The sequence below is a fragment of the Burkholderia sp. Ap-955 genome, assembly GCF_011753045.1.
Classification (GTDB): domain Bacteria; phylum Pseudomonadota; class Gammaproteobacteria; order Burkholderiales; family Burkholderiaceae; genus Burkholderia; species Burkholderia lata_D.
On the sequence record NZ_VWWH01000045.1, the window covers coordinates 32020 to 55390 of the forward strand.

Below are 23371 nucleotides of genomic sequence, written 5' to 3' on the forward strand. Positions count from 1 at the left end.
GCCGCATTACACCGTGCGCAGCTTCGACACGCGCCGGTTCTGCAGCATCACGAGGCGTTCCATGTACGCGAGGTCCTTCGGCTCGATCGTGAACGCCGCGTGCACCCACGCTTCCGTGATGTCCATCAGCTCGGAACGCGTCAGCTGGAACACCCGCTCGCGCGCGCGCAGCATCGCACGTACCCCGTTCAGCTTCGGCTTCGTCACGTCGATGAAGGTGCGCGTCGCGAGATACGCGTCGCCCGCGTCGAACGTCTGGTCGACCAGCCCGCGATCCTCGTACCACTCGGAGGCGTGCGCTTCACCGGTCGAGATCAGTTCCTCCGCAATGCCCCGATCGGCCTTGCGCGCGACGAGCGAATAGCCGCCCATGCCCGGGAACAGGTTGAACGCGATCTCGGGAAACCCGAGCTTCACGCCCTTCTGCGCGAGCACGTAGTGATGCGCGAGCGCGGCCTCGAAGCCACCGCCGAGCGCGCTGCCCTCGACCATCGCGATCGAGATCGCCCCGGTGCCGAAGCCCGTGTAGATCTCGTACACGCCGTCGATGCACGAGCGCGCATAGGCCATCAGCAGGTCGCGCTTGCCGCTGCGGATCGCGTCGACGAAAAAGCTCAGGTCGCCGCCGACGTTGAACAGCTCGGGGACGAGCGAGCCCGTCACCCAGAAGTCGAACGGCAGGCCCGAGTCGCGTGCGACGCGCGCGAGATGGATGATGTCGGTAACGAGTTGCTGGTTGAAGCACGGCCGCGGCTCCGATCGCAGCATCATCCACATGACATTACGTCCCTCTTCATAAAAGGCAGTCAGTTGCGTGAGTTCGCCGGCCTCATAAAACGGGCGGCACGCGGGATGGGATTGGAGTTGCATGGTATGTCCTCGTGAGATGTGGTTTTTGAAGACCGTCGTGCCCGGTGCCGAGCGGGAGGCGAGTGTCCTGCAGGGCGCCGGGCGCGAGGCATCGCCATTGTTGCGCGCGCACAAAAGTCGAATTGCGAGGAACCACGCACGACCGGGACGCGGGTGGCGGTCGCATCGGCGCGGGCGGGGAGGGTGGCGGCGAGCACGGCTGGCCGGTATCGGGCGGCGGTGGGCGGCGCGTGGGACAGTGCGTCGGGCGGGGCCGGCAGGCGTGCGAAGGCGGCCGGAAAGGGTGCCGTGCAGGTTCGCCGCGTTGCGCGAATGCGTGTAAACGGCCGATCCGGCGCGTGGCCGCCGGCGTTGTCCGCTTACATGCTGAAAGCGGTGCCGGGCCGCCGTGCGGCCCCTATGGAAGATGCGGACTGGCGCCGCGCCCGTGCGTCGATTAGCTTTAAAGGATCACGCCGCGCGTGGCGCCAGGCGTGCCGGGAGGGGACCATGACCACGTTCCAGAAAGTGTGGCAGTTGCTCGTCGGAAAGCCGCTCGACCCGCTCGATCCGCGCACGCGGCATGCGATCGCCGTGACGCCGCTGCTGGCCTGGGTCGGGCTCGGCGCCGACGGGCTATCGTCGTCGTGCTACGGCCCGGAGGAGGCGTTTCTCGCGCTCGGCCAGCACCATGCGCTCGCGCTGTTCCTCGCACTCGCGACGGCGGCGACCGTGTTCATCATCGCGCTCGGCTACAACCAGGTGATCGAGCTGTTCCCGACCGGCGGCGGCGGGTATCGCGTCGCGACGTCGCTGCTCGGCTCGAAGCCGGGGCTGGTATCCGGCGCGGCGCTGCTGGTCGACTACGTGCTGACCGTCGCGACGTCGCTCGCGAGCGGCGTCGACGCGTTCTTCAGCCTGCTGCCGGTGAGCGCGCAGGCGTTCAAGCTCACGACCGAGATCGTGCTGATCCTGATGATGACGGGGCTCAATTTCCGCGGAATGCGCGAATCGATCATGGTGCTGCTGCCGATCTTCATCGGCTTCGTGATCCTGCACTTCGGGCTGATCGTGTATGGCGTTGCCGTGCACGGCAGCAGCCTCGCGATGGTGGTGCCCGACGCCGTGCACGAAGCGCACGGCATGTCGCAGTCGCTCGGCCTGTTCGTGCTGCTCGCGCTGCTGATGCGCGCGTTCTCGCTCGGCGGAGGCACCTACACGGGCCTCGAGGCCGTGTCGAACAACGTGAACATGCTCGCCGATCCGCGCGTGCCGAACGGCAAGGTGACGATGTGGTACATGTCGACGTCGCTCGCGTTCACGGCCGGCGGCATCATCCTGCTGTACATGCTGTGGCACGCACGGCCCGTCGAAGGCCAGACGCTCAACGCGGTCGTGTTCGGCAGCGTGATCGACCATCTCGGGCTCGGCTCGGCATTCGCGCGCCACGCATTGCTCGCGGCCGTGCTCGCGTTCGAGGCCGGGCTGCTGATGGTCGGCGCGCAGACGGGCTTCCTCGACGGCCCGGCCGTGCTGTCGAACATGGCGTCGGATTCGTGGGTGCCGCGCCATTTCCGCGATCTGTCGACGCGCCTCGTGCGGCAGAACGGCATCATCGTCGTCGGGCTGTCGAGCCTGCTGATCCTCTTGTGGACGCACGGCAGCGTCGACGTGCTCGTCGTGCTGTACAGCATCAACGTGTTCCTCACGTTCAGCCTGTCGCTGCTCGGGCTGTGCACGTACTGGTGGCGCCATCGTCGCGAGCAGGGCTGGTTCAAGCACTTCTTCCTGTCGGCACTCGGGCTGAGCGTGACGGCAACCGTGCTCGTCATCACGCTGATCGAGAAGTTCACGGCGGGCGGCTGGCTCACGGTGCTCGTGACGAGCGCGGTGATCGCGCTGTGCTTCATGATCAACCGCCACTACGCCTATACGCGTGCACAGCTTGCGAAGGAAGACGCGCTGTTCTCGGGGAAGACGCCCGAAGTCGACGAGGCCACCGCGCCGGGCAAGCCCGACCCGTCGCAGCCGACGGCCGTGCTGCTGGTCGGCAAGCATCGCGGCGCGAGCATGCACGCGCTGCTGTGGGTCAACCGCCTGTTTCCCGGGCACTTCCGCAACGTGATCTTCCTCGCGGTCGGCGAAGTCGACGCGAAGGCGTACGACGGTCACGAGCATCTCGAACGGCTGCGCCATGCGATCACTGAAGCGCTCGACTACTATGTCGCGCACTGCCGCCGCAACGGCATCGCGGCCGACTACCGGATCGCGTTCGGCACGAACCCCGTCGTCGAATTCATGAACCTGGCTTCGTCGACGCTCGACGAATACCCGAACGCCGTGTGCTTCGCGAGCAAGCTGATCTTCCGGCGCGTGAATTTCCTCACGGCCTGGCTGCACAACCAGACGCCCGTCGAGCTGCAGGCGCGCCTGCACGTCGAGGGCAAGCAGATGGTGCTGCTGCCGATGAACGTCGGGTAGCGGCGGGTGAAACGGCCCACCCCGCAGATGAAAACGGTATCAACCTGACGTATCGCGTCAGATCTTAAGCAATAGAAAACAATTCGCTGGTTTCGTCGGAAAGATTTGGTAAGATTCGCGCGCTTCGAATCCACAACAAATCCATTCCGAGAGACTTCATGACGTCCGTCGCCACGACTACTCCCCGTTTCCTGCGCCACGTCCCGCGCGCGCTGTCCGCCGCCGTGCTGCTGTCGCTTTCCGCGCTCGCGTGCGCCGCCGGCGACGTGCCCGGCTCGAAAGACCATCCGCTGCTGACCCGCTTCGCGGGTGCGACGATCAAGGCCTATTCGCAGACGGCATTCGACGAGGCGTTCCTGCCGAACCAGCCGATCGACGACGAGAAGAATGCGAAAGGGCTGAACCTGGAAGGCAAGGTCACGCGTATCAGCTATGTGATCGGCGGCGACAAGTCGACGCTCGAAGTCGAGCGCAACTATCTCGATGCGCTGCAGAAGGGCGGCTTCCAGATCCTGTTTCGCTGCACGGCGGAACAGTGCGGCAAGAGCGGCGGCAGCGATTTCCAGAGCCTTGTGATCAATTCCGGGCGCATGCGCAAGGCCGGTTTCGGTGACGCGAACTTTGGCGACAAGCACCGAACGATCCTCGCGAAGCTGCCGCGCGCGTCGGGCGATGCGTACGTGTTCGTGCACGTGATGGACGATTCGGCGTCGAACAAGCGCACGCTCGTCTATGAGGAAGTCGTCGAGGTGAAGCCGATGCAGACCGGGCAGGTGAAGGTGGTCGATGCCGGCGCGCTGCAGAAGGGGCTGGCCGCGACGGGCAAGATCGCGCTGTACGGCATCTACTTCGACACCGACAAGTCGCAGGTGAAGCCCGAGTCGAAGGCGCAGCTCGACGAGATGGCCAAGCTGCTGACGGCGAACCCGGCGCTGAAGGTCTACATCGTCGGGCATACCGACAACCAGGGGCAGCTCGCGCACAACGTCGACCTGTCGCAGAAGCGCGCGGAGGCCGTCACGCAGGCGCTCGCGACGACGTACCGGATCGCGCCGGCGCGCCTGGTCGCGAAGGGCGTCGCATCGCTGTCGCCGGTCGCGTCCAACGCCGACGACGCGGGCCGCGCGCAGAATCGCCGCGTCGAGCTCGTGCAGCAGTAATTCCGTTCCAGCCGGGCGCTCGCGTGACCGCGCGGGCGTCGTCCATTCGAAGATCGAACTCATGAAACTGCTGATAGCCGCCGCGCTCGCCGCCTTCGCCGCCGCGTCCTTTGCGCAGACCGTATCGCCGGGCATCTGGCACGACGACACCGCGTACACGCTGAACGGCAAGCCGTTGCCGCAAGGCACCGATCCGATGCCGGACCAGTGCCTGACCGACGCGGATGCGAAGAACCTGCGCAAGACGATGGCCGCCCGCCTGCAACGCGACAACGTCCACTGCACGATCACGAACTGGGACTACGCGGGCACGACGCTGAAGGTCGCGCTGTCCTGTGCGAACGAACAGGGGCGCGGCAACGGCACGGTGACGGGCGCCGTCACGCCGACGCGCTACGACCTGAAAGGGCAGCTGCACGGGCAACACGCGCAGGCCGGCGCGTACACGCTCGCGTGGACGTGGCGCGGCAAGCGCGTGGGCGACTGCAAGTAGCCGGGGCAAGGGATGACGTCGCGCGCGTCACACGCCGCGTGCCGCGCCCGTCCGCGCATTCGCCACAAGATTGTGGCCATTCAGGGGCCGTGCGCTTGATTGCATCACAATGCGACATAAAATCAAAGCAGGCCTTCGTGCCATCCGGCCTCCACGCCACCAACGAACCCGGCCGCGCGACGCGCGCATCGTGCCGGGCGAACGTCCGGTTCAGAAGAACGGGCGGCGCTCACGCGCAGCAGGATGGCCGCGGGGCCTCGCCGCGACCGGCGGCACGATGCGCCGTACGGTTCGCGGCGACGACATGGGGAAATGACGATGCTGATCACGTTTCGCTCCTCCGCCGCACCCGACATCGTGATGTTGGGCGATCTGGCGCAGTATCTGCTCGGGCTGGTCGGCAAGGGGCTTGACGTCCGCGGCGTGATTTCCACCGACGAGTTGCCGGGTGCGATCGCGCGGCTCGAACAGGCCATCAGGGACGATGCGGCGCGTGAACGCTCACACGAGCATTCGACGCAGGCGCTGCGCGACGACGTGTCGCCGCATGCGGGCGGGCTCGCGCAGCGCGCGTGGCCGTTGCTGGACATGATGCGTGCGGCGCACGAACAGGGCCGGCACGTGATGTGGGGCGTGTAGGCGCGCATCGCGCGTGCCGCTCGCGGGACCGGACCTCCGCTGGAAGGCCGGCGGCGTGTGCGTCGTTCGACGCGCGGCCGCCGGCCGATTTTTTTGCGCGGCGCGTCACGCGACTACGGATGATGATGCGTATGCGAGCGTGACGAGCGTCGCGCGGGCCGGTGCAGCAGCCTGTCGCGCACGCGGTCGCGGCCGCGCCCGGCCGTGAAGAACAGCACCGCGAACACGAGGAGCGCGAGCAGCAAGAGCGCCTGGACGATACCGTTTTCCATGTCGCCTCCAGCATGACGCGGGACGAAGGGCGCCGCGACCGGCCGTCAGCCGGCGGGCATGAACGTGCCGGCGAGCATCGTGTCGATGAAGCGCTTGGCCAGCGCGATCGAGATCCTGACTGCGTCCGCGTCGTTGCGGAATACGTGATGCTTCGGATCGAGCAGGTGCGCCTCGTGGCATCCGTCTGCATCGTGCCAGATCACGACGGCGAGCGGCTCGTACAGCGCGCCGAGTTCGAGCCCTTCGCCGGCTACCGGGTCGACGAGCGCGACCGCGCGAATCCCGCACTGGCGATAGGTCAGGCAGAGCGGTGAAGCCATGACGGCCACCGTGGCAGGCGCCGGTCGTTCCGACCCCGCGCAGCGCGTGATCGGACGAATGGGCGCCGGGCGGTATTCACGTCAGCATCGGTATCGCTTCGATCAGCGCGATGCCGAGCAACGCACCGATCGCGGCGCCGACCAGTCTCGGATGCCACCGTAGATGTAGCGCCGTCAGCAGTGCGCCAAACAGGACCAGGCCCAGCAGCGTGAACGCGATCACGAGGTAACCCACTTCGAAGTCGCTATTGATGATCGGCATGATGCCTCCTTCCCCATGTCGGCGTGTCGTGTCCGGCGGCGTGTCATTCCGTCGACGTCGCACGCATGGAGGATCTGACTGAATTATATGTCGCGACGTGATACAAAAAAGCCCGCTCGCCCGGGACAGGGCGCACGGGGGCGGCATACCGGCGTGGCGAAGCGGGTGATGCACGCGAGCCCGCTCGCCGCCGCGCGGCTTGACGCTCGCCGGCACGTCACCCACACTGGTTCGCACGACGGGCACGGGGCGCGCGAGCGGTCACGTGCGCGTCATGCGGATCGAACCGTCCGCGCCGGCGCGCGGCCCTGGCGCCCGGCAACGAACGCGGAGAGCTTCGACGTGGTGCTTTTTCCTTCCCGCTGGACCGGCCGCCTGCTCGCCTGCGCGATCGCGTTCGGCGCAGGTGCTGCCGTGGCCGATGTGCGCGACAACGGCGATTCGGGCACCGGCGCGCCCGTCACGCTCGTCAGCGATGTCCACGAATTCGTGATCCAGCACGACGGTTCGCTCGACGAGCACGACGACTCGACGCTGCGTGCGAACAATGCGAACGGCATCGACGCGGTCGCGCAGCGCTACGTGTGGTTCGACAAGAATCTCGAGAAGGTGGACCTGCTCGCGGCCGAGACGATCGGCCGCGACGGGGTCGCGCACCCGGTCGGCGCGGACGGCATCCGCGACGTGCAGGAGCCGCGCTCGGCCGGCGCGCCGACGTTCCAGGACGGGCTGCTGCGTACTGTCGTGTTCCCCGGCGTCGAAGCCGGATCGAGCACGCGCGTGGCGTTCCGCAAGACCCGCACGAAGCCGGTCAACCGCGGCTACTTCGGCTATACCGTGGAGCCGTCGCGCGAGCCGGTCGACAGCCAGCGGCTGATCTTCGACGTGCCGGCCGACATGCCGCTGTACGCGGATGCGCGCGGCTACGTCGCGCTGCCGCCGGTCACCGCGAACGGCCGCACGCGCTACGAATTCGACTACCGGCACGGCCCGTACGACCGCATCGAAAGCGGCGCGGTCGGCTACGCGACCTACGGCGACCGGCTCGTCGTCTCGACGCTGCCCGACTATGCGGCGTTCGCCGCGCGCTACCGCAACGCGGCGGTCGATCCGGGTGCGGACGATCCGGCCGTCGCGCAGCTGGCGCGCACGCTCACCGCTGGTGTCGCCGATCCGCGCGACAAGGCGCGCATCCTGTACGACTGGGTGCAGGCGAACATCCGCTACGTCGGGCTGTTTCTCGGCGAAACGGCCGCCGCGCCGCATCGCGTGACGGACATCCTGCGCAACCGCTACGGCGACTGCAAGGATCATGTCGCGCTGTTCGGCGCGCTGCTCGCGGCGGTCGGCATCCGCAGCGAGCCGGTGCTGCTCAATCTCGGGTCCGTTTACACGTTGGCGTCGGTGCCCGGCTACGGCGGCGGTGCGATCAATCACGCGATCACGTGGCTGCCCGATCTCGCGCGCTATGCGGACACGACGACGGCCGGCATCGCATTCGGCTATCTGCCGCCGATCGTGATGGACCGTCCCGCGCTGCTGGTCGACACGGGCGTGCTGTCGCGTACGCCGGCCACGCAACCGCGCGGCCGCATCGCGCGGGTCGAGATCGACGCCGCGGGGCCGGGCGCCACGCGTTTTCACGCGTACACCGAGGACGACGGCTGGACGGCCGAACTCGAACGCAACCTGTTTCGCCGCGCGACGCCCGATGGCATCGCGCAGCTGGCGAACAACCGGCTGCGGCAAAGCGGCTTGCGCGGCCGCGCGGAGCTGTCGACCAGTGACCGGCGCGTCACCGACGGGCCGTTCGACGTGACGATGTCGGGCACGCTCGATCATTTCGTGTGGCCCGACGGCACGACCGCGTTGCCCGCGCTGTCGAGCCTGACGGGCGGCATCGCGACGCAGGTCGAGAACTGGCTCGCCGAGCCCGTGCGCACGCAGCCGTGGGGCTGCATCGGCGGCACGTTCGACGAGACCGGCCAGATCGCGCTGCCGGCCGACGTCGCGGTGACCGACCTGCCGGCCGATACGGCCGTGCACGACCGCTTCGTCGACTTCACGTCGCATTACGTATTCGACGCGGCCGCGCGCGTCGTGCAGGTCACGCGGCGGATGACCGCGGATTTCGGCCGTCAGGTGTGCACGCCTGACGAATTCACGGCGCTGCGCGCGTCGCTCGAACACATCGAACGCGACACGCAGGCGCAGATCGTCGTGCGGGCGAAAGGGCGTTGAACGGGCAGGGGAAGTGCGCGCGTCGAGGCAATTGATCGATGCGCAGGAGGGACATCATGACGGAACGGGACTACGAGATCGCCGATCTCTCGAAGGATTTGCTGGGCCGGATCGTGCAGGGCACCGTCGCAAGCGGCGCAGTCGTGGATGCGGAGCAGTGCGCGGCGCTTGCCGTGCAGTGCGCGACGGCGCTGGTCGACAAGCTGGAAGCGCGCAGTGACTGAACGGCGCTGGCATCACGTGTGAAGGCAATGGGAGCGACGCGTGGCGGCCGCGGCCGGCATCACGCGTGAAGCGTGACGCGCGCCACGTCACGCATTACGCTTCGACACGCACCTCGCCGTCCGCGCGCACGGCGCCCGGCGGCTTGCCCACCACGCGCTTGAACGCGCGGCTGAACGCGGCGAGCGAGCCGTAGCCGAGCCGGTACGCGACGGCCTCGATCGTCTCGTGGTCGCGCGTGATCCATTGCGCGGCGAGCCGCATCCGCAGCTCGGTCAGGTAGCGCACCGGCGTCATCCCGGTGGCCGCGAGAAAGCGCTCGGCGAACACCGAACGCGACACGCCCGCTTCGGTCGCGAGTTCCGCCACGCTCCAGTTGCGCCCCGGATCGCGATGCAGCGCGACGATCGCGCGGCCGAGCTTGGGTTCGCGCAGCGCCTGCACCCAGCCCGTTGCATCACCGCATCCGCACTCGACCCAGCCGCGCACGATGAACGCGGCGACCACATCCGCGAGCCGCGCGAGGATGCCCGCGAAACCCGCGCGGGCCGAGCACGCTTCGCGCTCCATTGCATCGAGCATCGGGCGGATTTCCGGGTAGCGCGCGAGCAGCGTGCCGACGTGCATGAACTCCGGCATCGTGCCGACGAGCGGCTGCATGCCGCCGAGATCGAGCTCCATGCACGCGCTGAAGATCAGCGCATCGCCGGCGCCCGGCTCGGTCGTCGCGCAACGGGCGGGCGACACGCCGGCCGACGCCACCGACGCGACCGTATCGCAGATCTTCGCGACCTCGAAGCCGTTGATCTCGCGGCACGGTGCATCGGGGTCGGAAACCAGCGCGTGCATGCCGCCGTGCGGCAGCAGGATCGCGTCGCCGGCTTCGAGCCGCATCGTGTCGCCCGACGCGTCGCGCAGCAGCACGGGCCCGCGCCCAACGAAATGGAACTGCGCGCGGCCCGTCACGTGGCCGAAATTCAGCCCGAACGGCCGCGCGACCTGGATGCGGCGGTACTGGACGCCGCTCAGGCGCATCCCCAGCAGCAGCTCGCTGACGAGGTCGTGCACGTCGGGGATGGGCGGAAGCAGGGGCTCGGACATAGCGAGATTCGGACGAACGATCAACAAGAACGGATTGTATGTCATAGACCGTCCTGACGTGGTTCCTTACGATACGCCCTTATCAGTACTTTCCCTAACCGACACGGAACCACGCATGAATCCCGGAATCTCCACGGCCGCCTCGACGGCGGCCCCTCGCGAACCGGCCTGGGGCGCGGTATTCGCGATGACGCTCGGCGTCTTCGGGCTCGTCACGGCCGAATTCCTGCCGGCCAGCCTGCTGACGCCGATGGCCGACAGCCTCGGCGTGACCGAAGGCGTGGCCGGGCAGGCCGTCACCGCCACCGCGACGGTCGCGCTCGTCACGAGTCTGCTGATCTCGGCGCTGACGCGCACGATCGACCGGCGGCGCGTGCTGCTCGTGTTCTCGGTGCTGCTCGTCGCGTCGAACCTGGCGGTCGCGTTCGCGCCCAACCTGACGATGCTGCTGATCGGCCGCGTCGTGCTCGGCATCGCACTCGGCGGCTTCTGGACGATGGCGACCGCGACCGCGATGCGGCTCGTGCCGACGTCGATGGTGCCGCGTGCGCTGTCGATTATCTTCAGCGGCGTGGCGGTCGCGACGATCGCGTCCGCGCCGATGGGCAGCTACTTCGGTCACCTGATCGGCTGGCGCAACGTGTTCCTGATCGCGGCCGCGCTCGGCGGCATCGCGTTCGTGTCGCAGATCCTCACGCTGCCGTCGATGCCGCCGAGCGGCACGACGCGGCTGCGCACGCTGATCGACGTGCTGCGCCGGCCGACCGTCGGCCTCGGCATGTTCGCGACGATCCTCGTGTTCACCGGGCACTTCGCGTTCTTCACGTACCTGCGGCCGTTCCTCGAACAGGTCGCGGGCGTCGGCGTGAACGGGCTGTCGGCGATCCTGCTCGGCTACGGCATCGCGAACTTCGTCGGCACGTCGCTCGCCGGCCGCGTGCTCGAACACCGGTTGCGGCCGATGCTGATCGGGATGCCCGCGCTGATGGTCGTGCTCGGCGTCGCGCTCGTCGCACTCGGCCGTGCGCCGATGATCGACGCGGTGCTCGTCGCGTTGTGGGGGATGGCGTTCGGCGGCGTGCCCGTCGCCTGGTCGACGTGGGTCACGCGCACCGTGCCCGATGAAGCCGAGAGCGCCGGCGGGCTGATCGTCGCGGCGATCCAGCTCGCGATCGCGACGGGCGCGGCAGCCGGTGGCGTCGTGTTCGACGCGAACGGGGCGGCCGGCGTGTTCGTTGCCGCAGCCGTCGTGCTGGCCGTCGCGGTCGCGACGATCGTGACCGGCGTGCCGAAGCGTGTCGGCGTGGTGTCCGCGCTGGCGGAATGACCGGCACCGGCGGGCCGCCCGGCCCGCCGCTCAGCGCACCGGTGCGTGCGTGTCGAGCAACTGCCGGTGGCGCGCTTCGGTCGCGTCGTCGGCGGGGAACATGCACTCCATGCGCAGTTCCTGCGCGGCGGCGCTTTGCGGCGTCCCTACCGTCGTGACCAGCGAGAAGTAACGCAGCACGACGCCTTCATGCACGAAGCCGATCGGGATGACCGGCAGCGACGGCGCGGCGGCCGGTGTCGGCGGCGTTTTCCAGTCGCGCGGCGCATCGGGGCTGGCGAGCAGGTCGTCGAGCAGTTTCCGTGTGTCGTCATCGATCACGCGGCCGACCGATTCGCGATGCACGCGCTGCAGCAAGCTGCGCGACACCGTCTCCCAGTCGGCCAGGAACGGCCGCATGCCGTGTGGATCGAACATCAGGCGCAGCAGGTTGCGCGGGCCGTCGCGTGCGGCCATGTCGATGAAGCAGCCAAAGAAGCGCGGCGCCGCGTCGTTGGTCATCAACACGTTCCAGTGGCGATCCATCACGATCGCCGGAAACGGATCGTGCTGGCGCACGACCCGTTCGAGCGCGCCGATCACGCCCTGCATCTCCTGCGCATCCCACGGCGCTTCCGAATACACGGGTGCATACCCGGCCGCGAGCAGCAGCGCGTTGCGCTCGCGCAGCGGCACGTCCAGCGTCTGCGCGAGCGTCAGCAGCGTGTCGCGGCCCGGCACGCTGCGGCCGCTTTCGATGAAGCTGATCTGGCGCTGCGAGATGCCCGCGTCGAGCGACAGGTCGAGCTGGCTCACACCGCGCACGTCGCGCCAGTAGCGCAGCAACTGGCCGAGTGCATGCGGCGGCGCGTGCGGTTCGCGGCGGCTGGCGTTCATCGTGCCTCCCTGGACGTTCCGTGAGCGACGCGATCGACTATATCGGACTCACGCGGCGTTCGCCTGCCATGCGAATGCGTCGAACGGCGCTTCGAGTGCGGGCTTCGTCACGCTGCCGACGTAGTTCGTGATCGTCGATGCGGCGACCACCGCGATCACTTCCAGCAACTGTTCGGCGCTGAAGCCGGCGTCGAGGAACGACTGCCGGTCGGCATCGGGCAGGCGGCCGCGGGTGTCGATCAGCTTGCGCGCCGTGGCCGATAGCGCGGCCAGCGTCGCGTCGCCGGGCAGGGCGCCATGGCGGATCGCGTCGACGTCGGCGTGGGTCACACCCTGTTTCAACGCAAGCGCGGTATGGAAGGCGACCGGCCACTCGCTCGCGTTCGTGACCGCGTTGGTGAGCAGGAGCGTCTGGATCTGCGGCTCGGTGAGGCTGCTGGCGTGCACGCGCTCGAACAGGCCGATGAAGCTGTTGATCAGCACCGGCGACGCGGCCATGGCCGCTGCGATGTTCGGAACGATGCCGAAGGTTTGCTGGAGCTGCTGGAGGACGGGCCTGGATGCGGCCGGTGCCGAGTCGATCGTATGAAGCGGATAGGCGGACATGATGTCTCCGGGGCGATGAGCGCCGCCGGAATGGCGGCGCGACACCCGAAGCGTAGGAGCGGTCGTGTCGTGCGCCAATTACATGGGATGTAATCGTTCGGTGCGCGCGTGACGCCGTCCGTTTTGCGAATCTGTCAGCCGCCTTGCCTGACCATCTCCGCCAGTGTTTTCATTGCCTGCAGGTACGGATACGGTCCGTGGCTGATGCGGGCCACGCCGTATTCCGCGAATTCGGCGAGCGTCGGCGTTTCCGTGACGCGCATCACGTTCACCGGCAGCGGCGACGCGGCCGTCAGCGCGCGGATGAGTGCCGGCGAGCGCAGCCCCGGCACGAACAGGCCATCGGCACCGGCCGCGGCATATGCGCGTGCGCGGGCCAGCGTGGCGTCGAGCAGGCGCTCGTCGTGCGTGTCGGCCGGCGCCGTGAAGAACACGTCGGTGCGCGCGTTGATGAAGTAGTCTGCGCTCGCGCGATCGGCAGCCTGCCGTGCTGCCGCGAGACGGGCCGCCGCTGCGTCGACGTCACGCAATTCGCCCGTCGCCGGGAAGCTGTCTTCGAGGTTGCAGCCGATCGCGCCGGCCTTGATGCTGAGCGCGATCGTTTCGGCGACATCTTCCGGCCGCTCGCCGTACCCGCTTTCGAGATCGACGGTGACGGGCAGGTCGGTCGCGCGCGTGATCCGCTCGAGCACGTCCATCATCAGCGCGCGCGGCATCTGCTCGCCGTCGACGAAACCGTTGGCTGCTGCGACCGACCAGCTGCCGGTTGCCAGTGCGACGGCGCCCGCGTCGGCCGCCGTGCGCGCGCTGCCGGCGTCCCACACGTTGAACAGCGCCAGCGGCTGGCCCGCGCGGTGAAGCGACCGGAAATGCGCACCCTTTTCATTGCTGCTCATGCCTGTGTCTCCTGGTTGAAAACCGGATCGGTTGTCGTGCCGAACGATACTGCCACCGAATCGAGCGCCGCGAGGAAATCGCGCGCGTCGAACAGCTCGCCGAGACTGCGCACGCCGCCCGACACCACGGTGTCGCCCGCGATCAGGCGCACGGCTGCCTCGACGATGATCGGTGCGCTGACCGCGTAGATGTCCTGCCCGGACGCCGTCGCGCGGTGCGTCGTGCCGCCCTGCACGACGATCGCGTCCATCGCGAACTGCTGCGCCGAGCGGCCCATCTCGTCGGTCGGCTCGGGCGGCGGCGTGGCGGCATCGCGCACGTCGCGCAGCGCGACGGTGGCGAGCCACGATTCGATCGTATCGATGCGCAGGTGACGCGACAGTGTCATCACTTCCGAAAACGGCAGCAGCGTCACGTCGACGCGGCCGATCGGCGGCGGGAACGGCCATGCGCGTTCGCGTGCGGTCGACGGCACCGGCGTCGGCTTCCCGTCCTTCTGAACGAGCCGCACCGTGCGATTGCGTTCGCCCGTCACGCGCGTGCCGCGTGTCGGATGCCAGCGGTCGAGCCCGGTTGCGACATCGACGCGCTCGATCGGCTGGTGCTCGTCCACGACGGCCGTGACGAGCAGGTCGGCCAGGCCGCCATAGAACGCCGCGGCCGGCACGAGGGTCACGCCCGCGGCGCGCGCCCGCGCATCGCTGTGTTCGGCCAGCGCCAGCACCGACGGCTGCTCGGCGGTCAGGTCGAGATAGGGGATGCCGGCCCGCAGCGCGGCATCGGCCAGCGGCAAAGCGGTATCGAGGTACGGACCCGCGCAGTTGATCACCGCATCCGCGCCGCGCAACGCGGCGTCGAGCGCGGCCGGATCGTCGATCGTGGCGACGCGCATGAGCGCGAGCGCCGTATCGCCGCCGTCATCCGCGAGCCGCGCGGCATCGCGGCCGATGCGGATCGCGCGCAGGCCACGCCGCGCCAGCTCCGCGACGACAAACCGCCCGGTATGACCCGTGGCGCCATAGACTGCAACCGTCATTCGATCGTCCATGATCAACTCCGCTACAGAACGGTCTGTTTTATAGTACAGACCTGTAGCGTCGTCAAGCGCGCGGTGCTATGATCCGATCACTGTTGCGGTAGGGGCGGCCAGCACGGCCGGGTCGGGATGAAAAAGGAAACAGGCACACCAGGGAACGCGCCCGATACGCGCGAACGCATTCTGCAAACGGCCAGCGAGCTGTTCTATCGGGAGGGTACGCGCGCGGTCGGCGTGGACCTGATCGTCGCGCAGGCGGGCGTGGCGAAGACGAGTCTCTATCGTTACTTCACGACGAAGGACGACCTGATCGAAGCGTTCCTGCTGCGCGAGGACGCCGATTTCTGGGCGCATTGGGATGCGGTGGCCGCGCAGTACCGGCGCTCGCCGCGCGAGGAACTGGATGCGCAGCTGCAATGGATCGGCGAACGCATTGCGCGCCCCGGCTATCGCGGCTGCCCGCAGATCAACATCGCCGCCGAATACGCGGACGGCAACCATCCGGCCCGCAAGGTGGCCGTCGCGCACAAGCAGGAATTGCGGCGCCGGCTGACCGAGCTGGCGGAGGCGATGGGTGTCGACGAGCCGGAAACCTTCGCACTGCGGCTCGCGACCGTGATCGACGGCGCGCTGAGCAGCGGGCAGGCGCTGCATGCGCATGGGCCCGTGGCCTTCCTGCAGGAATTCGCGCAACTGCTGCTGCCGAAGAAGGGCCGGAAGTAAGCCGCCTGGCCGCAGCGATCCGCGCGCCGGTTCGGTTCAATCGCGCGCGGCCGGATCGACCGACAGCGCGCGCAACTGGCCGCGCAACTGATCGACTTCCCCCGGCGCGAACGGCCGTTCGATCTCGGCATGCGTCTGCTGCCACAGCGGAAACGCTTCGGCCAGCAGGTCGTGGCCGGCCTGCGTCAGTTCGAGCAGGCGGCTGCGCCGGTCGTCCGGATCCTGGATGATCGTGACCAGGCCGCGCCGCTCGAGCGGCTTGAGCGCGGCCGTGAGCGTGGTGCGGTCCATCGCGAGCAGCGACGCGACCGATTTCATCGGCGCCGGCTGGGGCCGGTTCAGCGACATCAGCAGCGAAAACTGGCCGTTGGTGAGGTCCAGCGGGCGCAGCACATCGTCGAAGATCCGCGCAAGATTACGCGCCGCGCGCTGCATGTGCAGGCACAGGCAGCAATCGCGCACCATCAGCGTCGTTTCGAAAGGGAGCTTTTCTTTTCGTGCCATGTTGCAATTGTGTTGATATCAACCTATCTTGTCAAGGTCGAGGCGCGGCAGCCCGTCGCGTCCGTCACCGAAGGGGACAGCATGAGTGCGCAACAGCAGTTGTATCTCGCGGTATTTCTCGGGACCAAGGACAGCCCGGCGATGAAGGCGTGGATGGCGCTGCCGGACGAGGAGCGGCGTACGCGCGAGCGCGACGGCATCGCTGCCTGGCATGCGTGGGTCGACCGGCATCGCGACGCGATCGTCGAGATGGGCGGGCCGCTCGGCAAGACGAAGACCATCGATGCCGCCGGCGTCACGGACACGGCGAACGCGATGAGCGGCTTCACCGTCGTGCGGGCGGCCTCGCACGAAGCCGCGGCCGCGCTGTTCGAAGGTCATCCGCATTTCACGCTGTTTCCGGGCGTGGCGATCGACGTGATGCCGGTGCTGGCGATTCCCGGCGCGTGAACGACGCGCGAGGCCACGCGTCGTGTATCGGCGATGCGCCGTGGCCGGCAGATGGAAGTTTTCCCGACATTCTGGATGGAGACTGGCGATGAAGCTTTACGGATTTGCCGGCACCCGCTCGCAACGCGCGCTGTGGGGGCTGAAAGAGCTGGATGCCGATTTCGAGTTCATCTCGGTGAACCTGCTCCAGGGCGAGCACAAGCGCCCCGAATTCCTGCGCCTCAATCCGGCCGGCAAGGTGCCCGTGCTGGTGGACGGCGACCTCGTGATTCCCGAATCGGCCGCGATCGTGCTGTATCTCGCGGACAAGTACCCGGAGAAGGCGCTGCTGCCGGTCGATCCGGCGCTGCGGGCCGAGGCTTACCGGTGGGTCATGTTCGCGGTGACGGAGCTCGAGCAGCCGCTGTGGCGGATCACGCGGCACTCGTTCATCTATCCGCCGGAGAAGCGCTCGCCGGCCGACATCGAACTGGCGCGTGAGGATTTCAGGACGATGGCCACGATCCTCGACAAGCATCTCGAAGGGCGCGAGTTCATCGTCGGCGACACGCTGACGGTGGCCGATTGCGTGACGGCTTACCTGATCGACTGGGCCGGCGAGTGCAACCTGATCGAATCGTTTCCGCAATTGCGTGCTTATCTCGAACGATTGTATGCGCGGCCGAAGGCGCCGCAGCGGATCGCGGACGCGCGCAAGGCGGCGTGAACGGGCGGTGGCCGGTCATGCGTTGCATCGGCATGGTCGACCGCTGCGCGTGTGCAGTCGGCGAGCTGCAGCCTCGCCGCGTTTCAGATTGGTGAAGCGTGCGTCGCGAACGCGGCGCACGCAGGTGCTCACGCCATGTCGTCAGGCCCGCCGAGCATGCGGCACAGCATCGACAGGTCGCTGAGCGTGACGTGCGGCGTCGCGGCCTGCTGCTGCACACGCTCCGCTTCCGGATGCGTATCGCGCACCACCCACGCTGCCTGAAGCCCCGCGTTCAATGCGCCGACGATATCGAGGTGGTAATCGTCGCCGACATGCAGCAGTTCCGCCGGCTGAACATCGAGCGCTTCCGCCGCGGCATGAAATATCCCGGGCTCGGGTTTCGCGACCCCGAACGCCTGCGCGCTGAGCGTTGCACGAAAGAATTCGCCGCCGCCGGTCAGCCGCAGATCTGCGTTGCCGTTGGTCACCGCGATCAACGGAAACCGCGTGCTCAACCACGCGAGCGCCGGCAACGCATCGTCATAGAATTCGACCCGGTTGCGCGCGGCATAGAAGGCCGCGTACGCACGGTCGGTGAGCGTGACGTCTTCGTTCGCGCGCTCCAGCGCAAGCCGGATCGAGCCGATTCTCATCGCACGGAAGTCGCCGGCGAGGTCGGGGCACAATCGTTCGTATTCCTCACGCAGGTCGCTGAGCGCCTGCTGCGTGGGCAGCACACGCTCGGTACCGGGCGCGTGCTCGATCAGCCACGTGCGAAGCTCCCGTTCGGCCCGTACGACGGACGGCCCGAACGGCCACAGGGTGTCGTCCAGGTCGAACGAGAGCGCGGAAACTTGGGTGAGACGCATAGAGGTTGACGGGGAGTTTCGTTTACCAGGGCCACGGAATGGAGATTCCGGTGCCGTTTTCGAGGGCCTGCCGATACAGGAAGCGTGCGACGGTCAGGTCCTGAAGCGCGAGCCCGGTCATGTCGAAGACGGTAATCTCGTGCGGCGCGCGGTCGACCGTCGCGGTTCCGGCGAGGATGTCACCGATTTCGGTGCGTGGCAAATCCGGTGCCCACTGGCATTCGCCGATGCTGCGCGCCTGATCGTGATCGTCCACGAAAATCCGCGCGCGTTCCAGCACGCCTGCCGGCAGCTCGCGCTTGCCTGCGGTGTCGGCGCCCACGCAGGTCAGGTGGGTGCCCGGCTGGACCGCATCCGCGTCGAACAGCGGGCCGCCGCCAGGCGTTGCCGTGATGACCACGTCGCTATCGGCCACCGCGTCGTTCCGGTCGCGCGCCACGCCGATCGTGCATCGTTCCCGGAAGGCCGATTCGAACACCGGGTCGGGCTCGCCGCTGACGTTCACGTACTGCACGGTGCACCGTTGCGGCAGCAGCCCGAGTGCGTAGTCGAGCTGGACGCGCGCCTGCACGCCCGTGCCGAACACGCAGAGTCGCGCGCTGTCGCGACGCGCGAGCAGTTGCAGCCCGAGGCCGCCGGCGGCGCCGGTTCGCGCGGTGGTGATCGCATTGCCGTCCATGATGCACAGCGGTCGGCCCGTGGCCGGGTCGAACAGCGCGACGGTGGCCTGATGCGGTTCGCCGCCGAGCCCGCGGTTGCCGGGCCAGAATCCGGCCGCCTTGAAACCGAGCAGATCCTGATTCGCGACATCGCCCGACTTGATGCCGAACACGCCGCCGGTGTGCAGTTTCTCGCGCACCACCGGGAACACGCGTCCGGCCCGTTGGCTATGCAGCACGAAGGCTTCGCGAACGGCCGCCGTCACTTGTGCGGCCTGGAGAGCGGGCGCGACGGTATCGCGGTCGAGAAGCAGGAGTCGGTCGTCGGTCGGCATGTTCTGGCAAGCGCTTTCGGCGCCAGGCTAATCGGGGTAGTTTAAATTTTGTCCAGATTTGGACAAATAGTCAATGCGTCGAAGAGGCGACGTGGATGCGCGGCCGGATTCACCACCCGTAGAAGCGCGGCCACGTCTGCGCGCCGCCGTCTTCGCCGATCGCCTGATATTCGGGATGTTGCGCACCGGCGGCGCACGCGTGATTCGGCAGGATGCGCAGGCGGGTGCCGATCGGAAACCGTTGCGCAATGCCGGCATCGGGCGAGCCCGAGCACGACACGATCCCGTGCTCCTGGTTGGCGGCGCTCATCACGTAGTCGCCGAGCACGTCGCCGTGTTCGGTGCAGACCTGCCCGTAGCCGAAGTCGTGCGCCTGGCGCTGCGTGCCGCGGTCGCGGCTCATCGCCATCCAGCCTGCGTCGACGATCGCCCAGCCTTTTTCTTCCTGGTGCCCGATGACGGTGGTCAGCACCGACAGCGCGATGTCGGACAGATCGCACACGCCGATGTTGTGCATCACGAGATCGAACATCACGTACACGCCGGCGCGCACCTCGGTGACGCCTTCGAGGTGTTCCGCCGCGAGGGCGGTGGGTGTCGAGCCGATGCTCACGACCGGACAGGGCAGCCCGGCGGCCCGGAGGCGCTCCGCCGCCCGCACGGTGCGGCTGCGTTCCTGCTCGGCGATGGCCGCCAGCGCGTCGGGTGTGCTGTATTCGTAGCTGGAGCCCGCGTGCGCCAGCACCCCGCCGAGCATCATCCCGCCGTCGACGAGCGCGCGGCCCACGTCGATCAGCAGGTCGGCGTCGGGCGGAATCCCCGAGCGGTGGCCGTCGACGTCGACCTCGATCCACACGTCGAAGCGCTCGCCGTGCGCGCGCCCGAATTCGGCGATCGCGTGCGCGGCCGACAGGCTGTCGGCGACCAGCTTCAGGTCGCAGCCCTGCCGGCGCAGCGCGAGCGCCTGGCCGAGTTTCGCGGGCACCATGCCGACTGCGTAGACGATGTCCCGGATACCGTGCGCGAAAAACTGTTCGGCTTCCTTGAGCGTCGACACGGTGATGCCCTGCGCGCCGGCCGCGATCTGGGCATCGACGACGTGCGTGCATTTGGTGGTCTTGACGTGCGGCCGGAACCTGACGCCGAGCGCATCCAGATGCGCCTGCATGCGGCCGATGTTGTGTTGCATGCGGCCGACGTCGATCAGGGCGGCCGGGGTGTTGAGGGTTTGAAGGTCCACGATGCGTTGCCTCGGAGGGTTGCCGATGCGAACACTGTAGGGGTGTCGCCGGGCCCCGTGTTTAACGCATGGCTAATCCAGCATTAAACGCTGCTTAATCGACTGGATCGTGCGGGTCGTGCCTCGGCTCACGCCTTGCCGCGCCACGGCGGCGGGCTCAGAAACCGCGTCGCGGCTTCGAGAAACACCCGTTGCCGCGCGGAGCGGCCGGTGCGCGACGGCAGCAGCGCTGTCACGGGGGCGGGCGGCAGGTGCCAGTCGGGCAGCAACCGCACGAGCTTGCCGTTCGCCAGCAGCGGCGCGACGTCCCACTCGGAGCGCTCGACGATCCCGAGCCCGGCCAGCGCCCATTCCGTGATGACGGTGCCGTCGTTCGACGACAACGCGCCGCTGACGCGGATCACGGCGGACCGGCGCGGTTCGCCCTTGACGTCGCCGCCTTGCGAGAAGCGCCAGCGCGGGATGTCCTCGTCGTTTTCGCGCAGGCACAGGCAGTCGTAGCGGGCCAGGTCGGATGGATGGTTCAGTTCCTTGATGCGACGTGCGTAGGCGGGGCTCGCGCACAGGAAGCGTTCGTTGGGCGCGAGCGGATACCCGATCCACGACGACGACTTGAGGCTGCCGACGTGAACGACCACGTCGGCGCCCGACGCGCTGGTCAACGGGCTCTCCGACAGGTGGAGCGCGATGTCGAGCTTCGGATGCGCGCGCTGCACGTCGCGCACGATCCGCGCGACGTACTTTCGGCCGAAGCCGAGCGGGGCGACGACGCGCAGCGTGCCGCGCACATCGCCGTGGTCGCCTGAGATGCTGACCGGCAGCGCCTCCACGCGCTCGAGGATGTCGACGGCTTCCTGGTACAGCCGCTGCCCTTCGTCGGTCAGCGCGATCCCTTTCGGCTGCCGCACGGCGAGCCGTGCGTTCAATCGCGCTTCCATCCGCTGCAGGCGGATCGTGACCGCGGGCGGCGTGAGGTCGAGCAATCGCGCGGCAGAAGCCAGCGAGCGCGACGTGCCGATCGCGCGTACGAGTCGAAGGTCGTCGAGGTCGAGCATTTCATGTCTCTTAATGCCGGATGTGTCGAGCATTAAACCGCACATCGCGCCGCGAATCCATCGATGCGGCTGTGGATCGCGTCGGTCGCGCATCGAATCGGATTGCCTGGCCGCTTCGAATGACACGGCCCGCGACGCCACGCACCGTTACCGGCCGAGCCCGAAAATCAGCGACCGATGCGCGGCGACCCCGGCCATCACGCCCGACGCCGACGCGAACGTCGCATTGCTCATCGGCGTCGACGCGTCGCCGGCTGCGAATACGCCGTCGACGCTCGTCTGCTTCAAGGCATCGACACGCACGACCGGGCCGAGCGGCCCGTCGTCGAATGCGCAGCCGAGCTGCTGCGCCAGATCGCTCGCCATCGCCGTGTGCGCGCCGACGAACAGCGCATCGATCGGCACGACCTGCCCGTCGGCGAGCCGCAACGCATCGATCCGCGGCGCATCGCCGAGGATTTCCACGACCGGCGACGGCTCGATACGCACGCCGCGCGCGTCGAGCAACGCGGCTTCTTCTGGATTGGCTTCGACCATGCCCTGCGTGAACCACGTCGTCGGGCCCCAGTCCGGAATCAGGATCGCCTGATGCACCGACAGCGGATGCGTGGCGAGCACGCCGAGCCGCTGGCCGCTCACCTCGTACCCGTGGCAATACGGACAATGCAGCACGCTGACGCCCCAGCGTTCCGCAAGCCCCGGCAGCGCGGGCAACGCGTCACGGATGCCGGTTGCGAGGATCAACCGGTCGGCGCTCGCGCGGCTGCCGTCGGCCAGCGTCACGTGAAAGCGGCCGTCCGCATCGCGCTCGGCCGTGCGCACGTCGCCTGCGATCCGCTGCACGGTGGGGTACGCGGCGAGCTGCGCGGCGGCTTCGTCGACGATCTGCGCGGGCGGCTTGCCGTCCTGCCCGAAAAAGCCGTGCGCGTGCGCGGCAAAGCGGTTGCGCGGCCGGCCGGCGTCGATCACGAGCACGCGGCGGCGCGCCCGCGCAAGCTGCATCGCGGCCGACAGCCCCGCAAAGCTGCCGCCGATCACGATCACTTCATGATGGTCATGCATGCACCCACTCCTTTCCTGAACCTGCGTGAATGACGGACGTGCTCCGAGGGTGGCCGACTCAACGCAACTCACGAAACACGAGAAGTTGCATGATAGGGCGATGGTATCATTCACGCAACTTCAAAAGTTTCGAGAGAGGGGAGCACCGCTCGTGAGAACCGATAGCCGCTTGTCGCGCATGCTGCATGCGCTGATCCACATGGATCAGGTCGACGGCCCGATGACGTCCGAAGCGATCGCGACGATGCTGTGCACGAACCCGGTCGTCGTGCGGCGGCTGCTCGGCGGCTTGCGCGACCGCGGCTACGTGCAGTCGGAGAAGGGGCATGGCGGCGGCTGGGTGCTGAGCGTCGCGCTCGACGACATCACGCTGCTCGACGTCTATCGCGCGGTGGGCGAGCCGCCGCTGTTCTCCGATCTCGTGACCGACGATGAGGCCGAATGCCTGGTCGAGCAGGCCGTCAATGCGCACCTGTCGGCCACGCTGAAGGAGGCCGAGACGACGCTGCTCGCCCGCTTCGGCGAAGTCACGCTCGGCATTCTGTCGCGCGATTTCGAGGCGAAGCACGCGAAGCGGCGCAAGCCGCGCTGACGCGCCGCAGCATCGCGGCCGATCGCGCCCGACGTGCCGTCGTGCGCGGCCGAAAACGCTGCACCGCGATGTTCTGTCCCCCAACTTCTGCCCGGTTCGCCCGCCACAGGGCAAAATACGGGTTTTCCGCACCCGAGAGGGCGCGACCGAATCACGCGCCGGGCGGCGGCAGTGCGCAATCCGCACGCCGCCGCCGGGCGCCCAGGCAAGAAACGCTCGCCATGTCGCGAGCCCACAGGAGTCCAGACCTCATGCCCGAATCCAACCTGTCCTTCTTCGGCCGGCTGTCGCTGGCCGTCGGCACGTTCTTCTCCGTGCTCGGCAACCGCGAGTTCGCGGCCGGCGTGCTGCGCGTGCGCGATGGCGCCCCGGCACCGGTCGCGCCGGCACCCGCCGCTGCACCAGCCCCGG

Annotated in this window: 26 protein-coding genes and 1 pseudogene; 12 read left to right on the forward strand and 15 right to left on the reverse strand. The window is 68.1% G+C overall.

All coding sequences use genetic code 11. The features are described from left to right. Positions 1-6 precede the first annotated feature (6 nt). On the reverse strand, positions 7-870 hold the full coding sequence (locus F3J15_RS22365) for a crotonase/enoyl-CoA hydratase family protein (protein ID WP_069250818.1): 864 nt from the start codon (positions 868-870) through the stop codon (positions 7-9). A 489-nt stretch (positions 871-1359) separates the two neighbouring features. Between F3J15_RS22365 and F3J15_RS22370 the strand changes: the two genes are divergently transcribed. From F3J15_RS22370 to F3J15_RS22385, 4 genes are all read left to right on the forward strand, one after another. Then, on the forward strand, positions 1360-3330 hold the full coding sequence (locus F3J15_RS22370) for an APC family permease (protein WP_166894085.1): 1971 nt from the start codon (positions 1360-1362) through the stop codon (positions 3328-3330). Positions 3331-3488: 158 nt separating this feature from the next. Further along, positions 3489-4490 carry an OmpA family protein gene (locus F3J15_RS22375; protein ID WP_166894087.1) on the forward strand — a complete coding sequence of 334 codons (1002 nt, stop codon included), beginning with the start codon at positions 3489-3491 and terminating at the stop codon, positions 4488-4490. A gap of 61 nt (positions 4491-4551) precedes the next feature. Further along, on the forward strand, positions 4552-4983 hold the full coding sequence (locus F3J15_RS22380; protein WP_166894089.1) for a DUF3617 family protein: 432 nt from the start codon (positions 4552-4554) through the stop codon (positions 4981-4983). Between the two features lie 318 nt (positions 4984-5301). Beyond that, positions 5302-5622 carry a DUF1840 domain-containing protein gene (locus F3J15_RS22385; RefSeq protein ID WP_166894091.1) on the forward strand — a complete coding sequence of 107 codons (321 nt, stop codon included), beginning with the start codon at positions 5302-5304 and terminating at the stop codon, positions 5620-5622. Positions 5623-5735: 113 nt separating this feature from the next. Here F3J15_RS22385 and F3J15_RS22390 read toward each other — a convergent pair whose 3' ends face one another. The 3 genes from F3J15_RS22390 to F3J15_RS22400 all read right to left on the reverse strand — a co-directional run bounded on the left by F3J15_RS22390 (position 5736) and on the right by F3J15_RS22400 (position 6477). Then, complete coding sequence (locus F3J15_RS22390; protein WP_166894093.1) at positions 5736-5894, reverse strand: hypothetical protein; 159 nt, start codon at positions 5892-5894, stop codon at positions 5736-5738. A gap of 45 nt (positions 5895-5939) precedes the next feature. Further along, positions 5940-6215: a hypothetical protein gene (locus F3J15_RS22395; protein ID WP_166894095.1), complete on the reverse strand. Its 276-nt coding sequence runs from the start codon at positions 6213-6215 to the stop codon at positions 5940-5942. A 76-nt stretch (positions 6216-6291) separates the two neighbouring features. Next, the gene (locus F3J15_RS22400) at positions 6292-6477 is read right to left on the reverse strand and encodes a hypothetical protein (RefSeq protein ID WP_166894097.1); all 186 of its coding nucleotides are present in this window, start codon (positions 6475-6477) and stop codon (positions 6292-6294) included. 342 nt (positions 6478-6819) lie between these two features. On the opposite strand from F3J15_RS22400, the gene F3J15_RS22405 reads away from it, so the two are divergent. Further along, positions 6820-8718, forward strand: coding sequence for a DUF3857 domain-containing protein (locus tag F3J15_RS22405; protein WP_166894099.1), 1899 nt, complete (start codon positions 6820-6822; stop codon positions 8716-8718). Between the two features lie 56 nt (positions 8719-8774). Continuing rightward, complete coding sequence (locus F3J15_RS22410) at positions 8775-8942, forward strand: hypothetical protein (RefSeq protein ID WP_166894101.1); 168 nt, start codon at positions 8775-8777, stop codon at positions 8940-8942. 94 nt (positions 8943-9036) lie between these two features. On the opposite strand, the gene F3J15_RS22415 is transcribed toward F3J15_RS22410, so the two are convergent. Next, complete coding sequence (locus tag F3J15_RS22415) at positions 9037-10086, reverse strand: AraC family transcriptional regulator (protein WP_166894103.1); 1050 nt, start codon at positions 10084-10086, stop codon at positions 9037-9039. Between the two features lie 70 nt (positions 10087-10156). Between F3J15_RS22415 and F3J15_RS22420 the strand changes: the two genes are divergently transcribed. Next, entirely contained in the window at positions 10157-11368 is a 1212-nt protein-coding gene (locus tag F3J15_RS22420) for an MFS transporter (protein ID WP_069250822.1), read from the forward strand. 30 nt (positions 11369-11398) lie between these two features. Here F3J15_RS22420 and F3J15_RS22425 read toward each other — a convergent pair whose 3' ends face one another. From F3J15_RS22425 to F3J15_RS22440, 4 genes are all read right to left on the reverse strand, one after another. Beyond that, positions 11399-12244, reverse strand: a complete 846-nt coding sequence (locus F3J15_RS22425) for a helix-turn-helix transcriptional regulator (RefSeq protein WP_166894105.1) — start codon at positions 12242-12244, stop codon at positions 11399-11401. A gap of 48 nt (positions 12245-12292) precedes the next feature. Next, the gene (locus F3J15_RS22430; RefSeq protein ID WP_166894107.1) at positions 12293-12850 is read right to left on the reverse strand and encodes a carboxymuconolactone decarboxylase family protein; all 558 of its coding nucleotides are present in this window, start codon (positions 12848-12850) and stop codon (positions 12293-12295) included. Positions 12851-12984: 134 nt separating this feature from the next. Then, positions 12985-13746: an isocitrate lyase/phosphoenolpyruvate mutase family protein gene (locus F3J15_RS22435; protein WP_166894109.1), complete on the reverse strand. Its 762-nt coding sequence runs from the start codon at positions 13744-13746 to the stop codon at positions 12985-12987. Continuing rightward, positions 13743-14795, reverse strand: a complete 1053-nt coding sequence (locus F3J15_RS22440; protein WP_166894111.1) for a saccharopine dehydrogenase NADP-binding domain-containing protein — start codon at positions 14793-14795, stop codon at positions 13743-13745. Before F3J15_RS22440 ends, F3J15_RS22435 begins: the two co-directional genes overlap by 4 nt. Before the next feature lie 117 nt (positions 14796-14912). On the opposite strand from F3J15_RS22440, the gene F3J15_RS22445 reads away from it, so the two are divergent. Next, the gene (locus F3J15_RS22445; RefSeq protein ID WP_166894113.1) at positions 14913-15506 is read left to right on the forward strand and encodes a TetR/AcrR family transcriptional regulator; all 594 of its coding nucleotides are present in this window, start codon (positions 14913-14915) and stop codon (positions 15504-15506) included. Positions 15507-15542: 36 nt separating this feature from the next. On the opposite strand, the gene F3J15_RS22450 is transcribed toward F3J15_RS22445, so the two are convergent. After that, entirely contained in the window at positions 15543-16010 is a 468-nt protein-coding gene (locus tag F3J15_RS22450; protein ID WP_046549281.1) for a MarR family transcriptional regulator, read from the reverse strand. An 81-nt stretch (positions 16011-16091) separates the two neighbouring features. Here F3J15_RS22450 and F3J15_RS22455 point away from each other — a divergent pair, with 81 nt between their 5' ends. Beyond that, a complete protein-coding gene (locus tag F3J15_RS22455) occupies positions 16092-16460 on the forward strand; it encodes a hypothetical protein (RefSeq protein ID WP_166894115.1) in 369 nt (122 codons plus the stop codon). Between the two features lie 88 nt (positions 16461-16548). After that, complete coding sequence (locus F3J15_RS22460; RefSeq protein ID WP_166894117.1) at positions 16549-17166, forward strand: glutathione S-transferase family protein; 618 nt, start codon at positions 16549-16551, stop codon at positions 17164-17166. Positions 17167-17294: 128 nt separating this feature from the next. Here F3J15_RS22460 and F3J15_RS22465 read toward each other — a convergent pair whose 3' ends face one another. The 5 genes from F3J15_RS22465 to F3J15_RS22485 form a co-directional block, all read right to left on the reverse strand. Further along, complete coding sequence (locus F3J15_RS22465; RefSeq protein ID WP_166894119.1) at positions 17295-18017, reverse strand: HAD-IA family hydrolase; 723 nt, start codon at positions 18015-18017, stop codon at positions 17295-17297. Between the two features lie 22 nt (positions 18018-18039). Next, positions 18040-19011 carry an ornithine cyclodeaminase family protein gene (locus tag F3J15_RS22470; RefSeq protein ID WP_166894121.1) on the reverse strand — a complete coding sequence of 324 codons (972 nt, stop codon included), beginning with the start codon at positions 19009-19011 and terminating at the stop codon, positions 18040-18042. 109 nt (positions 19012-19120) lie between these two features. Further along, positions 19121-20251: a DSD1 family PLP-dependent enzyme gene (locus F3J15_RS22475; protein ID WP_166894123.1), complete on the reverse strand. Its 1131-nt coding sequence runs from the start codon at positions 20249-20251 to the stop codon at positions 19121-19123. Positions 20252-20379: 128 nt separating this feature from the next. Then, positions 20380-21339: a LysR family transcriptional regulator gene (locus F3J15_RS22480; protein ID WP_166894125.1), complete on the reverse strand. Its 960-nt coding sequence runs from the start codon at positions 21337-21339 to the stop codon at positions 20380-20382. A 114-nt stretch (positions 21340-21453) separates the two neighbouring features. Then, positions 21454-22368 (reverse strand): NAD(P)/FAD-dependent oxidoreductase, encoded by a 915-nt coding sequence (locus F3J15_RS22485; protein WP_166894127.1) that lies wholly within the window; start codon positions 22366-22368, stop codon positions 21454-21456. Positions 22369-22519: 151 nt separating this feature from the next. Here F3J15_RS22485 and F3J15_RS22490 point away from each other — a divergent pair, with 151 nt between their 5' ends. Both F3J15_RS22490 and F3J15_RS22495 read left to right on the forward strand, forming a co-directional pair. Then, positions 22520-22960, forward strand: a complete 441-nt coding sequence (locus F3J15_RS22490) for an Rrf2 family transcriptional regulator (RefSeq protein WP_166894129.1) — start codon at positions 22520-22522, stop codon at positions 22958-22960. Between the two features lie 251 nt (positions 22961-23211). Next, positions 23212-23371 (forward strand): annotated as a pseudogene (locus F3J15_RS22495) (DUF2760 domain-containing protein); the annotation flags it as partial.

Excerpts from the sequence above, each read along its gene's own strand:
- F3J15_RS22385 (WP_166894091.1), top strand. The coding sequence starts at position 5,302 with ATGCTGATCACGTTTCGCTCCTCCGCCGCACCCGACATCGTGATGTTG.
- F3J15_RS22365 (WP_069250818.1), bottom strand. The coding sequence starts at position 870 with ATGCAACTCCAATCCCATCCCGCGTGCCGCCCGTTTTATGAGGCCGGC.
- F3J15_RS22455 (WP_166894115.1), top strand. The coding sequence starts at position 16,092 with ATGAGTGCGCAACAGCAGTTGTATCTCGCGGTATTTCTCGGGACCAAG.
- F3J15_RS22375 (WP_166894087.1), top strand. The coding sequence starts at position 3,489 with ATGACGTCCGTCGCCACGACTACTCCCCGTTTCCTGCGCCACGTCCCG.
- F3J15_RS22425 (WP_166894105.1), bottom strand. The coding sequence starts at position 12,244 with ATGAACGCCAGCCGCCGCGAACCGCACGCGCCGCCGCATGCACTCGGC.
- F3J15_RS22430 (WP_166894107.1), bottom strand. The coding sequence starts at position 12,850 with ATGTCCGCCTATCCGCTTCATACGATCGACTCGGCACCGGCCGCATCC.
- F3J15_RS22395 (WP_166894095.1), bottom strand. The coding sequence starts at position 6,215 with ATGGCTTCACCGCTCTGCCTGACCTATCGCCAGTGCGGGATTCGCGCG.
- F3J15_RS22465 (WP_166894119.1), bottom strand. The coding sequence starts at position 18,017 with ATGCGTCTCACCCAAGTTTCCGCGCTCTCGTTCGACCTGGACGACACC.
- F3J15_RS22485 (WP_166894127.1), bottom strand. The coding sequence starts at position 22,368 with ATGCATGACCATCATGAAGTGATCGTGATCGGCGGCAGCTTTGCGGGG.
- F3J15_RS22390 (WP_166894093.1), bottom strand. The coding sequence starts at position 5,894 with ATGGAAAACGGTATCGTCCAGGCGCTCTTGCTGCTCGCGCTCCTCGTG.
- F3J15_RS22410 (WP_166894101.1), top strand. The coding sequence starts at position 8,775 with ATGACGGAACGGGACTACGAGATCGCCGATCTCTCGAAGGATTTGCTG.
- F3J15_RS22445 (WP_166894113.1), top strand. The coding sequence starts at position 14,913 with ATGAAAAAGGAAACAGGCACACCAGGGAACGCGCCCGATACGCGCGAA.
- F3J15_RS22440 (WP_166894111.1), bottom strand. The coding sequence starts at position 14,795 with ATGGACGATCGAATGACGGTTGCAGTCTATGGCGCCACGGGTCATACC.
- F3J15_RS22480 (WP_166894125.1), bottom strand. The coding sequence starts at position 21,339 with ATGCTCGACACATCCGGCATTAAGAGACATGAAATGCTCGACCTCGAC.
- F3J15_RS22400 (WP_166894097.1), bottom strand. The coding sequence starts at position 6,477 with ATGCCGATCATCAATAGCGACTTCGAAGTGGGTTACCTCGTGATCGCG.
- F3J15_RS22450 (WP_046549281.1), bottom strand. The coding sequence starts at position 16,010 with ATGGCACGAAAAGAAAAGCTCCCTTTCGAAACGACGCTGATGGTGCGC.
- F3J15_RS22420 (WP_069250822.1), top strand. The coding sequence starts at position 10,157 with ATGAATCCCGGAATCTCCACGGCCGCCTCGACGGCGGCCCCTCGCGAA.
- F3J15_RS22380 (WP_166894089.1), top strand. The coding sequence starts at position 4,552 with ATGAAACTGCTGATAGCCGCCGCGCTCGCCGCCTTCGCCGCCGCGTCC.
- F3J15_RS22460 (WP_166894117.1), top strand. The coding sequence starts at position 16,549 with ATGAAGCTTTACGGATTTGCCGGCACCCGCTCGCAACGCGCGCTGTGG.
- F3J15_RS22370 (WP_166894085.1), top strand. The coding sequence starts at position 1,360 with ATGACCACGTTCCAGAAAGTGTGGCAGTTGCTCGTCGGAAAGCCGCTC.
- F3J15_RS22435 (WP_166894109.1), bottom strand. The coding sequence starts at position 13,746 with ATGAGCAGCAATGAAAAGGGTGCGCATTTCCGGTCGCTTCACCGCGCG.
- F3J15_RS22415 (WP_166894103.1), bottom strand. The coding sequence starts at position 10,086 with ATGACATACAATCCGTTCTTGTTGATCGTTCGTCCGAATCTCGCTATG.
- F3J15_RS22470 (WP_166894121.1), bottom strand. The coding sequence starts at position 19,011 with ATGCCGACCGACGACCGACTCCTGCTTCTCGACCGCGATACCGTCGCG.